Genomic DNA, 13562 nt, shown 5'->3' with positions numbered 1-13562 from the left:
AGCTAGGGCGTGTTTCGAAAGTCCCTCCCCCAGACTCCGTCCGGGTGGGGGTGCCCCCGGCCGAAGGCTGGGGGAGTGCCCCCAGGCCCGCGACGCCTGGCACGCACGCTCGCTGCGTTGTCGGGCTCGTCCGAGTACTCCCCTGGCCTTCGGCATGGGGGACCCCAGTACGAGGACGACCTCCCCCAGCCTCCGGCCGGGGTACCCCCACCGCCTTGCGATCGCACGCACCAACCGCCGCGACCCCCGCCCTTCGGGCGGACGGCGCTACTTTCGAAACACGCCCTAGGACTTCTGGCAGACGACCTTCATCTGGGCCGCCGCGTGGTGGGCGTACGTCGGACCGTAGTGGTTCCAGTCCCGGCCCCGGTCGAGCATCTCCACCGCGATACGGCCGTCCTCCACCGGGTAGGTCCCGGCCTCCACGAGGCGTCCGCGGTTGGCGGCCTGATCGATGAGGAAGGCGTCGTACACCGAATCCCGCTCATTGGGGTCGGAGAGCACCTGGTACATCGTGGGGTCGCCCGCCACATCGCGGCCGTTGTCGCTGGTGGGCACCCACACCCCGAGTGCGCACTCGTCCGAGTCCCTGCCCACCGACCACCACCACACCACCCGGCCGCCCTCGTCCTCCGTCGCGCGCCCCGACATGGGGACGGCGGAGAAGGAGCCGTCGCACCCGTCCCCGTCATGGCCACCGGAGCCGACGGAGTACCAGCCCTCGATGCCGTCGGAGTAGGTGCCGTACGCGTAGTAGCCGCCCCCCTTGGGCGCGACGCAGCCGTGACCCGCCCACGCGTCGTACGTGACCTCGCCGTGCTCGGCGGGGATCGAGTCCGGGCGGACGGTGACCGTCGCGTGCGGGGGCTCGGCGGCACCGCCCGGGGAACCGGAGGACTCCCCGTCCTCCGGGAGGTCCGGCCCGGCCGGGTCCACGGTCGGCAGGATCAGGCTCGGTTTCGGCGGTTTCCGTACGTCGGGCTCGGCGGCCTGTTGCGTACGGGTGTCGGAGCCGGAGAAGCCGGAGAAGAGGGACGAGGAGGCCACCAGCATGCCCAGCCCGATCAGGCCGGACAGCGCGAGGACGGCACCCACCGCCACACCGGCCTTCCTGCGGCGGGGCAACGTGGTCCAGCGGCCGTACAACGTCTCGCGGACGACCCACGTGTCGTGGCTCCGCGCCCACGCGTCCTGGTTCCGATGACCGCGACGGTCTTGCCCGACAGCCGCTCCGGCGGCCCGCGCGGACCGGCTGCGCACCCGCGTGTCCTGGCTCCGCACCCGCGCGGACCGTCGGCCGTGCCCCGGCCTCATGAAACGGCACACGCACGGCTGTCCCGACAACGTGTCCTCATGTCCGCCGCACTGCTCACACGCCATCGACAAGGTTCCTCGGACTGACCGGCGATTCAGGGCGGACCCACTATGCATGAGGCATGGAGGCAGAGGGAGAGGCGGGGCGGCAAGAAGGTCGCCAGAGTCCGGGAGTTCCGGAGGCGTTCCGATCAGCCTCCATTCATGATCTTTTTCAGGCCCTTGTCGAGATCGGTGGCCACCGTGCCGTTTCCCGAGCGGTTCTCCAGAAGGTCATGAACCTCGGTCTGCACCAGCTCCGTGTAGGCCGCGTAGTACGGGGTCACCGGCCGCGCCCGGGCGTTGCCCAAGGCCTTGCGCAACGCTTCGGTGTAGGGCGGCAGTCCGTGGGCCGCCGACTCCGAGGCCGTACCCGGATCCTCCTTCTCCCCCTTCCCCGAGGACTCCCCGCCTCCCGCGCTCCCTGCCGAGGACTCTCCGTCCCCGGGGCTCCCTGCTGAGGACTCCCCGCCACCCGAGAGGCCGGTGTCCGGCAGCGAGCAGCCGGGGCCGTGCGCGTCGTAGGACGCCCTCAGGACCGGTGCGAAACCGGCCTCCAGCAGACAGCGCTGCTGCTCCGGCCGGACGAGATGGTCGAGCAAACGGCGGGCGTCGTCGGGGTGGTGGCTGTCCTGCGTGATCGCGAGGTTCTGGCCGCCCAGCACCGACGCCCCCTTCCCGCCCGGGCCGGGCAGAGGTACGACGTGGAACTTCCCCGCGACCTTGGAGCCCTTGGCGGACAGCACGTTGTACACGTACGGCCAGTTGCGCATGAAGGGCACCTTCTCGTCCCGGAACATCTCCAGGCTGTCGAGCTCGTCCGCCGTGCTGGTCTCAGGCGGCATGAGGTCCTGGTAGTGGTCGACCAGATCCGTCAGCCCCCGCTGGGTCTCCACGGTCCTGGCCCGTACCTTGCCCTCCTTGTCGACGAGTTCGCCCCCGGCCGCCCAGACGGCCTCCTGGGCGTTCACCGTCAGCCCTTCGTACTCGTCGAGCTGGGCGGCGTAGCCGTGTTCGAAGACCTGTCTCACCTGCCGGTGGTCCGTGGCGTCGGCCGCGGCGGTCTCCAGCTCGCCCCAGGTGTACGGCGGCCGCCGCTTTGTGTCCTTCCAGATGTCGTCGCGGTAGTAGAGGAGAGCCGCGTCGGTGTTGAACGGCACGGCCCAGACCTTGCGTTCGTACCGGGCGGTCTCCGCCACCTGGGGCCACATCCCCTTGAGCGGATCTCCGTCGAGCGGCTCGATCAGCCCGCCCGCGGCGAACTCCGCGGTCCAGGTCACATCGATGTTCACCACGTCGTAGTCCGCGCTGCGGGCCTGGAGCGCCGCCACCATCTGGCTGCGCTGGTCGTCCGCGGCCGCGGGGAGTTGGACGATCTCCACCCGTACGTCGCGCTGTGACCGGTCCCAGGCCTCGATCAGCCGCTGCCGTACCGGGCCCTGCGACACGTCGGAGGCGGTCGCCACGCGCAGCACCCGCACCTTCCCCTCCGACGGACCGGGGTCCGGGGCCGCGTCGCCGCCCGAGGAGCAGCCCGCGCAGAGCAGCAGTGCGGCCCCCGCCATCGCGGCCCGGCGGCTATGACGCATCGTCACTCGTGCCTCCCCGTACCTGGTTGGCCACCTGTTCGGCCAGCTCCTCGGCGGCCTGGTCCGCCCGCCCCGAGAAGCAGCCCGTACGGTCCGGGTTCTCGAACCTGCGGATCTCCTTGGTGCAGCCGTCGAGCCGTACGGACAGCACGAGCGCCCGGGTGCTGTCATCCGCCCCCTGCTCCCGTCCCAGCGCCTGCGCCTCGTCCTCCACGGAATCCCCCTCCGGCCGGTCGTCCCCGTCCGTGATCAGCACGATGAGCGGCCGCCCCTTCTCACCGCTGGTCTCGCGCAGGGCACGCTCCACCACTTCGTAGACGGCGGCACCGCTGCTGCTCATCCGCCTCGTGGAGAGGGAGTCCACCCAGGCCAGGGCTTTCGCCCGGTCGTCGCCCGGGGTGCCTGGCTCGATCTCCGTACGCGCCTGGTCCGGGTGGTCCGCGGACTTCGGATACGACCAGATCCCGTAGGTGTCCTCCGGCCCCAGACGCCGGAGGGAACGGCGCAGTGCGGCATCCGCCATCGCCGGCTTCCCGCCCCAGGCCATCGACCCCGAGACATCGACGAGGAACAGCACCTGGCCCGGTACACGCGTCTTGGTGTACTGCTCCACGACGGTGTCGGCGGTACGGCCGTCGGCCGTCTCGGTCACGACGGACACATCCCCCACGACACCGCTGCTCCTGGTGTCCTGCCAGGCGGCTCCGCCGGGCGGGGCGGGCCAGCCGTCCGCCTCCACGCCCCGCACCAGTCCGCCGAGGAAGACGCCGCTGCCCTTCCCGGTCAGCCAGGCACGGAACTGGCGGATGGCTGCCGTACGCCGGTCGGTGTCCTCCGCGCCCTTCCAGCGCACCTGGGCCAGCGGCATGTCCAGCGCGGGCACACCCCGTGGGTAGTAGGCGAGGAACCGCGACTTCTCGTCGGCCGGCTTGCTGTTGCCGCAGGCGGAACCCTCCCGGCTGGTACCGAGGTTGAAGTCGGCGACCGCCTTCTCCGACACCAGTGCGGCGGCCTTGCCGAGGCGGGGGTGGCCGCGCTCGCCCTTGTCGAAGGCGCAGAGCAGACTGTCGGCGTCGGAGGCGGGCGCCGGGGCGCCGTTGCCCCGCAGCAGTTCCTCCACGCCCTTGGCGTCCGCCCCCTTGCCGCCGGCGAACAGACCGTCGCTCGCCTCGTAGAGGCCGACGGTGTGCAGCAGTCCGGCGCTGGAGGTGGCCGGATCGGGGCGGAGCAGCGGCATCGTGGGCGCGACCTCCTCCATCGCGGCCAGCAGCGTGTCCCAGGAGGTGCCGGTCCGCTGCACGCCCTGCGCCTCGAGCTTCTTCTCCAGCGAGGCGGGAACGGCGAGGACGAGAGGCGAGTAGCCCGCGGACCCCAGCTTCACCACCTCGGCCGGGCCGGGGGCGCGTTCGAGCTGCGTTCCGATGCGGCCGAGTTCGGTGCTCGACCCGGCGACCAGGAGGTCGGGTTGCGGACCGACGTCCTGCAACGGGTCGAAGCAGGTCGCCGCGTCCTTCCCCTGCGCGCCGGTCTGCTGCACCGAGCTGCCGGAGGCGGCCGGGCAGGGCCCGCCGGCAGCGGCCGACGCCACCACCTGGGGAGCCGTGCCGCCCACGCTGTCACGGTGGCCCGCCCAGGCGGCGGTCGCCCCGAACGCGTCGACGGTCGGGCCCGTCCCGGCCTCGTAGACCGTGAAGTTGGCCCGGCGGCAGTTCCCCGGCGCCCTGTCGTCCTTGCCGAGCGGTACGCGGTTGTCGGCGCTCCCCATGTACGCGGTGACGGCGCGCGAGACCGCGGCATGCGTTTCGATACCGGTCATCACGCGCAGCTCCAGCGGCGGCAGGCAGTCCATGGCATGGGAGTCGGCGCCCTGCCCGGGATACAGCAGGATCCCGATGGCCAGAAGCAGGGCGGCGGCACCGGCCGTCACGGTCTTCCAGCGGTCGGCCGGCCACCGCAGGACCGGCGCTCCGGCCGGCGCTCCGGCCTCGGGCCCGGTGGGCGTCCGCTGCCGCGGCGGCGGAACCGGGGGCGGCGCGGTGGTGTCCTGCTGCTCACCGACGGGCCGGTTCTCGTGAGGGGTGAAGCGGGCGATGACGATGTCGGGGCCGTCGCCGCTGCTGCCGCCCTTGGGCCCCCACCCGTCGCCGAAGTCGTCACCGAGGTTCACGGGCCAGGTGCGGGCCGCCGCGTACAGGCGGTCGTACAGCTCCTGCATGGTCAGCTCGGGCGAGTCCGGACCGACCTGCTCCATCGCACGGATGACCTCATGGGTGAAGCGGCTGCGCGGCGGACCCTGGTCCACCTTGATGCCCTCCGAGGGCTGGGTCTTGGTGGGCAGGGCGGAGGAGAGGGTGTAGTGCCCGGTCTGCCCGGCACCCCGGCCTTCCACGGCCACACCGGAGTTGCAGCAGTCGAGGAGGAACACCGCGTGCCGGAAGTGCGTGCGCTCGAGCGTCTTGAGCACATGCGACCAGGCCACGGCGGGATTGACGTCGAGGTCGGCGTCCTGCGTCATCAGATACAGCTGGTTGTCGAAGGGATCGCGGTAGCCGTGGCCGGCGAAGTAGAAGAAGAGGAGGTCGGTCGTCTCCTCCCCCACCCGTTTCAGTTCCTTCAGCCATTTCCGCTGGCTGGGGGAGGCGAGGACGGTGATCGCGTCCTGCGGGATGATCCCGCGTTTCCCGTCGGGCCGGTCCCCTTCGGACAGCACGGATGCCAGGTCCTTGAGATTCCGCTCGACGTACTTCAGCGGTTCGAATCCGCCTTCGGTCACCCGGGGCACACCGACGAGGAATGCCCGCGAGCCCCTCCGATCGGGGACAACGGGGGTCACGGCTCACGCACCACCGGCCGCGCCGGACTCCAGCTCCTCGCTGACCCGCCGGACGATATCGGGAATGTGCTCGGCGGTGAGGTCGTCCTGGGTGATGCTCACCGCCGGGCGGCCCGTCACCCGGATCTTCACCACGGTCCGGTTGCCGTGGCTGAGCCGCACCCGGCTGCGCAGCCACCCCATGAGTGCGCCGACCATGGCGCGCACCGGGGCGTCCAGCGTCGACACCGCGGCATGTGCGGCGAGAGCGACGACGAGGTCCTCCAGCGCGCCCGCCCGGCCGGGCACCGATTCCGACTTGAATGTCCAGTGCTGGGTGAACGACTCGTCGTCCTTGAGCCACCCGGCGATGCCTTGCAGTTCTCTGCCCTGGTCCCTGCTGCCCTCGACGCTGATCCGGATGTCCACTCCGCCGCCCCGTCCGTCGCCCCCGGCGCCCACATCAGGCGCATACAGCCCGTTGTCGTCACATGACGCTCAGCCAAGTCTGTTGGTTCTGGAGCTTATTGGCCAGAGCAATACCCAAGGGACAGGACACCACGGTTCGGGCGGAGTCGTACGACGACCGGGTGCGGCGTTGGTCAGTTCGGATCAACTCCGGCCAGTTCAGGTCGGATCAGCTCAGTTCGCATCCGGGCAGGGCGTGCCGCGGGGCAGTTGGTACGGGGCCGCGATCCGGTAGGTGCCCGCACGCGGAGCGTGCAGCAGCGTCCACTCGTCCTCCGGCGCGCCGTCGAGGCCGTACTGGACCTCCTTGGTCAGACAGCCGTTGAGGTTCCGGAAGCCCTCGCCGCTCTCGTATGGCGCCGGCGGCTCGACGCCCTTGCCGTCGCCGTCGACCAGCCCGAGCCACGGCGAGTACGGGATACGGATGAGGACCGGGCCGGCGGAGGGCACGGTGACGATCAGCTCTCCGGCGCCGGCCCGCTGTACGCTCGCCGGCGGGTCGGCCAGCGGTGTCGGACCGACCACCCGGTAGAGCTTCCAGTTGGCGTCCGACCACACCTTCCTCAGATACGGCTGGCCCGCCTCGATGAGCCGCGCCTCGTCGGCCCCCGCGCCGTCCGGCTCGTCCTTGGGCAGCACCACATAGCGGACGGCCCAGCGCTTCAGCCAGATGTGATAGCTGCCCGGCGTGAGCATGCCCTCCTCGTAGAAGAGCGGATTGCGTTCGCGGTCCGCCTGCCGGTTCCAGCCGCGCGCCAGATTGACGTACGGGGCGAGCGCGGAGGCCTCGCGGTGGCTGCGGGCCGGGACGACCTCGACCCGGCCGCGATCGGCGTCGCCCTGGTTCAACTGGTGGACCAGCGGCGCGAGCTCCCGCGCCCAGGCTGCCTCCGGCGTGGTGTTGACGACGTCGTCGACGGTCTTGACCGTCTGCCAGGCCGTGACGGTCGCGAGGGCGACGCACAGCCCCGCCCAGCGGCGGGAGCGGTACGGGGCCTTGGGCAGCGCGGCCACGAAGACCACACCGGCGAACACCAGCGCGAGACGGGTGACATTGCTGCCGATCTGGGAGTCGATGATCCAGGTCAGCAGGACACCCAGCGCGTACACGGCGGAGGAGATCCGTACGGTCCGCCACTCCGCGGGCACCAGCAGCAGCGCGGCGACCGCGGACAGGAAGGGCAGCACGACGGTGCTGAAGCTCATCGGCTGCGTACCGGAGAACGGGAACAGCCAGGCGGACAGACCCACGACGATCACCGGGGTGACCCCGAGGGCGTAGGCGGCGGGGCGGCGCTTGTCCAGGAACAGGGCGGCGGCCAGCACCCCGAGGAAGAGCCCCGCCACCGGGCTGCCCGCGGTCGCCAGCCCGGCGAGCACCGCGGCCGCACCGGCACGTACGTACATCCGCGACGGGGAGCGCCAGGTGCGCGGCCAGGAGAAGACGAGAGCGACCGCGCCCAGCGCGAACATCGCCCCGAGGCCGAACGTCACCCTGCCGGACACAGCGTTGCAGATGAAGGCGAACGTACCCGCGAGGGCGGGCGGAAGCGGGCGCTCGACACCGCGGCTGCGGGTGAGGATGAACGCGAGCAGGCCGCAGGAGACGGTGCCGACGATCATCATCGTGGTGCGCACACCGAGGACATGCATGAGGTACGGCGAGATGACGCTGTACGAGACCGGGTGCATCCCGCCGTACCACGCCAGGTTGTACGCCGAGTCAGGATGGCGCCCGGCGAACTCGGCCCAGGCATCCTGTGCGGCCAGATCGCCCCCGCTGTTCGCGAACAGCAGGAACCACACGATGTGGAGCACCGCGGCGACGAGCAGGGTGATACGGACGGGCCGCGGGGCGACGCGGCGCAGCGCGGAGCCGAGCCGGGTGGCCGTGGGCGCTGTCGCCTTCGCCGGCCGACCGGTGGCTCGGGACGGAGGTGCGGGGACGGTCTGAGGGCCGGTGGGCCGTGACGGCTCCGGCGACTCCGGACGTTTCCCGGCTTCCGGACGCGCGGGACGTTCCCCGGCGTTCCGATGCTCCGTGGCTTCCGAACGCTCCGTGTCTTCCGAACGCTCCGGAGATTCTGCGGCTACGAGACGCTCCCCCGCTTCGGCACGTTTCGCGTTCTCGGAAGCCTTGGTGGCTTCGGCACCTTTCGCCTCTTCGGAACGCTTCGTGGCTTGGGGACGCTCGGTGGCTCCGGAACGCTCGGTGGCTTCCGGATGCTCCGGGGCGTCACTCCCGTGGCCATCTGCGACGGCGGCGACGCCGCCGCCCTCCTCGCCGTCCTCCCCACGCCGCGGGCCGGGCACGCGTATCCGTCCCTTCGCGCCGCCGCTGTCGTCATCAGCGCGCGTCGGCTCCACGGTGGTCACTGCGGCTCTCCCCGTCTTCCCGGCGTCCATCCCCGAGATCACGCCACCCGGTTCGGTGCGACTTCCCCTGCTGGTCGGGCGGGGACCGTACACGGATCGGCGCTCGCGACGCTAGCACGCGGCACCCACCGCAACCGGGGCGGCGCGGCGTCACGTACGCGCGCCGGTGGCCCGCGGCCGACGTCCCTGGAGACGCCGCCGCGGACGGCGAGGTTGCTGTCAGGTTGGGGTTTTCCGGCCGGGGGCGAAGACCTCGTCGCCCTTCTCGGCCTGCGCCGGTGGGGCTCGCGTCCCCTTGCGCACGCTCACGCGGCCGTGCGAGCCGGGCGGCGACAGGACGCTGCCGCTGACGGAGGAGGGCGTGCCCGCCGTCGAAGAACAGGCCGTACGGCACGGGGACGTCGAGCCGGTACGTCGAGCCGGTACGTCACGGGCCCCGGCAGCGGAATGCGCCGGGGCCCCGGGACGGTACGGGGGACCCGTCAGAGAATGCGGGTCAGCTTGTCGCCGAAGCCCGGTTCCCTCAGATCCTCCTGGAGCGCGATCGGCACCTTCACCTGACCGAGGCCGCTGCCCACGGTCATGATGCCGACGGTCGTCCCCGCCTTCGCCGCGTGCGGAACGGTCTTCCCGTCATCGGTGAGGGCGATGTCCACGGTCAGGCCCGCCCAGCCCACGGCCGAGACGTCCTTGGTCGCGACGACCGGGGTCGTGCCGCCGAGTCCGTCGTCGACCTGCCCCACGACATCGCCCTTCTTGACGACCTTACTGCTCGTCAGGGAGTCCGCCGCGGCGGTGATCAGCACCTTGCTCGCATCGACGGCGCCCGTGAGGATGGAGTTGTCCGAGGGGGACGGGGGCTGCCGCAGCACAGCGCCGATGATCAGCTGCGTGGTGCCGCCGACCGGCTTCTGCGCCGCGAAGAGCAGATTGCCCTGCGCGGCGGTGCTGGTGCCCGTCTTGATGCCCACACCGCTGAAGGGCACGAGCCGGTTCCAATTGTCCTGCTTCTTGCCGTTGCGGTCCACATACGACGGCTTTCCGACGACTTCGCGGAACACGGGGTCCTGCATCGCCTTCCTGCCCAGCTTGACCTGGTCCTCGGCGGTGCTGACCGTCGTCGCCTCGAGGCCGCTCGGGTCGGTGTAGGTGGTGTTCTTCATTCCGAGGTCCTTGGCGGCGGCGTTCATCTTCTTGACGAACGCCTCCTCGGAACCGGCGTCCCAACGAGCCAGCAGCCTCGCCACATTGTTCGCAGACGCGATCATGATGGCGTTGAGGGCCTCGTACTCGGTGAGCTTCTCGCCCTTCTTGGTCTCCACCACGGACTCGTTCTGAGCACCGAGCTGCGCATCCGCCTCGGCCTTCGCGTCGACCGGGATACGGGCACCCTGGCTGTCCTTCTTCAGCGGGTGCTCCTTGAGGATGACGTACGCCGTCATCGTCTTGGCCACGCTGGCGATCGGTACGGGCTTCTGCTCACCGAACGTCCCGAAGCCGCCGAGGCCGTCGACCCCGACGGCCGCCTGGCCCTTCGCGGGCCACGGCATCGACGGCTTGCCGCCGTCGAACGCGTACGTCTCGCGCGCGGTGAGGTCGAGCGTCGGCTCGGGCAGCGGCCGGACTGCCTGCACGATCGCAAAGATGATCGCGAGAAGTACGACGAGCGGCGTCCAGATCTTGATCCGCCGCACGAGAATCCGCACCGGTGTCTCCGGCGGCGGCGGGGTGTTGGTCAGCTGTGCGAGGAGATCTATCGGTGCGGGCTCACCCGGGGTGGGCTCGGGCGGCAGCGGCTGCTGCTTGGTCCGCTCGGACTCCGGGAGCGACGGCGCGGTACTGGGCTGCGGAGGCACGGACGGGGCGGCTGCGGTCCCGACGGCGGGCTGTGGCTTGCGGGGCGCCGCGTCGGCGGACTTCAGAGGGACGAAACGGCTGGTCCGCTCGGCCTCCGACTCGGGCGCGGCACCCGCCCGTACGGCCTTGATCGCGGTCGTCGGCCGGTCGACGGGCTTCTTGGCGGCCGCGGTGTCCGGCTTGTTCTCACGCCCCTGACCATCGGCGGGGCGCACCGTCCTGAAGGCGGTGGTGGGCTGGTCGACGGGCTTCTTCGAGCCACCGTCGCCACGACCACTCGGCGCCTTGCCGCCGCCCTCTCCGCCCGCCTTGCCGCCGCCCTTACCGGGGGCCTTGCCGCCAACCTTGTCACCGCCCTTACCGGGGGCCTTGTCACGGGTCTTGTCGTCGCCCCGGTCACCGCCCTGGACGCGGGCTGTGTCGCGGTCCTTGTCGTCCCTGGCCCCCCGGCCTCGGGCCTCGTCGTCGCCCTCGTCCTTCTGCTGCGCCTTCTCCTGGGCCTTCTTTTGGGCCTTCTGGGGGCTCTTGCCCTGGGCTGCATCCTTGCCCTCGACTTCGCCCCTTTCCTTGCCCTTCCCGCCCTTGTCCTCGGCTCTGTCCGCGCCCTCGCGCTTCTCCTCGCCCTCGTCCTCCGCGTCATCCGACGCGGAGGAGCCCTGGGCGGCCTTCTCCCGGCTCTTGGGCCGGGGGCCGAAGGCTGCGGTCACCAGGTCGCTGGAAGCGCTCTCGTGGGGCTCCTCCGCCCCGCCTGCCGGCTCCTCGTCCGAGGCGCCGCCCTCGTCCTCACCGCGGCCGTCTTCGCCCTGACCGTCCTCGCTGTGACGGTCCTCGCCCAGGCCGTCCTCGCCCAGGCCGTCCTCGCCGTATGCGGCTTCGGACTCGGGGGCCTCGGCACCCGGCGACCGCTCCTCCCGCTCCTCGTCGGCGGCGTTCTGATCCGACGTCGATCCGGTGCCGGAGGGCCCCTCGTCGACGGCGACCGTGGGCGCCTTGAACACAGCCGTCGGCTGGTCCACCGGCTTCTTCACCTCGTCCCCGCCCTCAGGCTTACCTGTTCCGGCGTCACCGGCCGAAAGAGTTCCTTCCGTGGGCTCCGGCTCCCCGTCCGCCTCCGCCGAATCGTCGTCGGCGGGCTGCACCTTCTCGGGCTCACGCAGCTTCTCGGGCTCACGCAGCGCACCCGGCGTCGCCGCAGGGCGGTCGGTGGGGCGCTTCGGCAGGTCGCTCCCGGCCTTCTTCCGGCCGGTTTTCGAGGACGGCTCCGGCTCCTCGTCCTCCGCCTCCGCCTCGGCCTCGGCCGAGCCGCCCGCCTTCGCCGGTCCCCCCGCGTCCCCGCCCTCGTCCGCTTCCGGCGCCGCGCCGGATCCAGCGCCCCCGTCCGCCTCGTCCGGGGCGTCCCCAGCGCCCGCGTCCGCCGCGTCCGCCTGCGACTCCGCGTCCTCAGCGTCCGTTTCACCGTCTGTTTCTGCGTCCGTGCCGGCCACCCAGGCCGCTACCGCGGCACGCAGCCGCGCGTCGTCCACGTCCGAGCCGCCCTCGTCGGGCCCGTCCTCGGAGCCGTCGCCGTCGACCCCGTCGGCCCCATCCGCGTCGGCTTCGGCCGACTCGGCGTCGTCAGTCCCGTCACCGGCCCGGTCATCGGTCCCGTCACTGTCCTCGGAGGCCGGCGGCGTCTCGGGGTCGTCGTCCTCCGCGGCCTCTGCGGGCTCCTCCGGAGAAGCCCGGAAGACCGCGAGCCGCGGATCACCTTCGCCACGAGCCGTCTCCCCCGACGACTTCCGCTGCTCCGACCTCTCGGGGGACTCGCCCGCCACCGATGCCTCCTCCATACATCGCGCGGGACACCCGGCGCCCGACCGGCGCCACGTCCCGCTGCTCATCCGCACTTACCAGTTTCCAGCCCGGCTACGAGTGCCCACGCCGCCACGCTGTTGCGACCTGGCCCACACCCCCCGCCGAGCCGAGTCCCGGTGCTAGACGAGAACGACATACGTGCTGGTTCCCGTACGAAACACCCAGGCACTCTCGACAGATAAGTGTGAGAGGGGTCACCCTGTCAGACATCCACGCGGGGAGGCATGGATGGGCAGGAGCCGCAGAACAATTCCGGAAGAGCTTCTGTTGCTCGCTTTGGACCCGGCCACGGGTACCACGGCGCAGCCGCAGTCGCTCGACCTCGGCCTGGCCGGGGCCCAGCTAGTGGAGCTGGCTCTGGCAGGACGGATAGCCCCGGACGGGGATCGTATCGCCGTGGTGATGCCACGGCCGACAGGAGATCCGACACTGGACTCCGCGCTGGAGCTGTTGCGCCGACGCGGCAGCCCGGTGCGGGCAGTGCACTGGATCGGCGGGCCCCGGCTGGGGCTGCGTCAGACCTACCTCACGCATCTGGAGCGATGCGGCATGGTGCATGCCGTGGCGGGCCAGATGTGCGGGGTGCTGCCGACGACTCGCTATCAGGCGACGGAGACGGCCATCAGCCGGGAGATCAGGGCCCGGCTGGACAACGCGATCCGCACCGGGGTGCCACCGGACCCGCGGACCGCGGCGCTTGCCGCGCTGGCCCACGCGGTCGGACTCGGCAAGCACCTCTATCCCGGGAACGAAGGGCGGTCCTCCCGCTCCCGGCTCCGGGACCTGATCAGGCATGACCCGATGGGCGGACTCGTCGCGCACGCCGTGATGGATGTGCAGAACGGCGTCGCCGCCCAGCCACGGCGCGCACCGGCCCGGGCGGGCGCGGAGCCCGCCGGAGTCCCGGTGCAGTCACGGCGCGGCCCCATGGCCCGTGCGGTGGCCCACTGACCGAGGCGACACACGACAGCGAACCCGACAGCACACGAGCATCACCCCGTACCACCGACCGCTTCACCTACCGCACCGCAGTCCCCACGACCCGGTCCGGGAGCCGTGAAGTGCTCCCGGCACGGGCGGCCGTGGACGAGAAGCGGTGACCGGGTACGGCCGGGCGTACCGCGTCGGACGGACGAGCGCAATGGCGCTGCGTTCGACGACGCGGGGCATCCGGCCGGGCCCCGGACACCGTCACGCCGCGAGCCCCCCTTGCCGGAGGCGTTTCACCCATGCGCGGGGTGGCGGTCCGGCCG

The 13562-nt window shown here is 71.6% G+C and carries 7 protein-coding genes; 1 reads left to right on the top strand and 6 read right to left on the bottom strand.

The features are described 5' to 3' along the window. Nucleotides 1-285: 285 nt before the first annotated feature. From ACTWQE_RS11940 to ACTWQE_RS11915, 6 genes are all read right to left on the bottom strand, one after another. Nucleotides 286-1260, bottom strand: a complete 975-nt coding sequence (locus ACTWQE_RS11940; protein WP_443328865.1) for an adhesin — start codon at nucleotides 1258-1260, stop codon at nucleotides 286-288. 245 nt (nucleotides 1261-1505) lie between these two features. Continuing rightward, nucleotides 1506-2942, bottom strand: a complete 1437-nt coding sequence (locus tag ACTWQE_RS11935) for an extracellular solute-binding protein (protein ID WP_443328902.1) — start codon at nucleotides 2940-2942, stop codon at nucleotides 1506-1508. After that, nucleotides 2932-5715 (bottom strand): VWA domain-containing protein, encoded by a 2784-nt coding sequence (locus tag ACTWQE_RS11930; RefSeq protein WP_443328864.1) that lies wholly within the window; start codon nucleotides 5713-5715, stop codon nucleotides 2932-2934. Before ACTWQE_RS11930 ends, ACTWQE_RS11935 begins: the two co-directional genes overlap by 11 nt. A 63-nt stretch (nucleotides 5716-5778) precedes the next feature. Then, the gene (locus ACTWQE_RS11925; RefSeq protein ID WP_443328863.1) at nucleotides 5779-6183 is read right to left on the bottom strand and encodes an effector-associated constant component EACC1; all 405 of its coding nucleotides are present in this window, start codon (nucleotides 6181-6183) and stop codon (nucleotides 5779-5781) included. 213 nt (nucleotides 6184-6396) lie between these two features. Continuing rightward, entirely contained in the window at nucleotides 6397-8598 is a 2202-nt protein-coding gene (locus ACTWQE_RS11920) for an MFS transporter (RefSeq protein ID WP_443328862.1), read from the bottom strand. A gap of 482 nt (nucleotides 8599-9080) precedes the next feature. Continuing rightward, nucleotides 9081-12269 (bottom strand): D-alanyl-D-alanine carboxypeptidase, encoded by a 3189-nt coding sequence (locus tag ACTWQE_RS11915; RefSeq protein WP_443328861.1) that lies wholly within the window; start codon nucleotides 12267-12269, stop codon nucleotides 9081-9083. A gap of 268 nt (nucleotides 12270-12537) precedes the next feature. Between ACTWQE_RS11915 and ACTWQE_RS11910 the strand changes: the two genes are divergently transcribed. Continuing rightward, the gene (locus ACTWQE_RS11910; RefSeq protein WP_443328860.1) at nucleotides 12538-13260 is read left to right on the top strand and encodes a GOLPH3/VPS74 family protein; all 723 of its coding nucleotides are present in this window, start codon (nucleotides 12538-12540) and stop codon (nucleotides 13258-13260) included. Nucleotides 13261-13562 lie beyond the last annotated feature (302 nt).

It is taken from the genome of Streptomyces sp. 8N706 (assembly GCF_052245415.1).
GTDB lineage: Bacteria > Actinomycetota > Actinomycetes > Streptomycetales > Streptomycetaceae > Streptomyces.
The sequence above is the reverse complement of the archived record's forward strand: the minus strand, read 5'-3'. Positions and strand labels throughout refer to the sequence as shown.

Excerpts from the sequence above, each read along its gene's own strand:
- ACTWQE_RS11935 (WP_443328902.1), bottom strand. The coding sequence starts at position 2,942 with ATGCGTCATAGCCGCCGGGCCGCGATGGCGGGGGCCGCACTGCTGCTC.
- ACTWQE_RS11910 (WP_443328860.1), top strand. The coding sequence starts at position 12,538 with ATGGGCAGGAGCCGCAGAACAATTCCGGAAGAGCTTCTGTTGCTCGCT.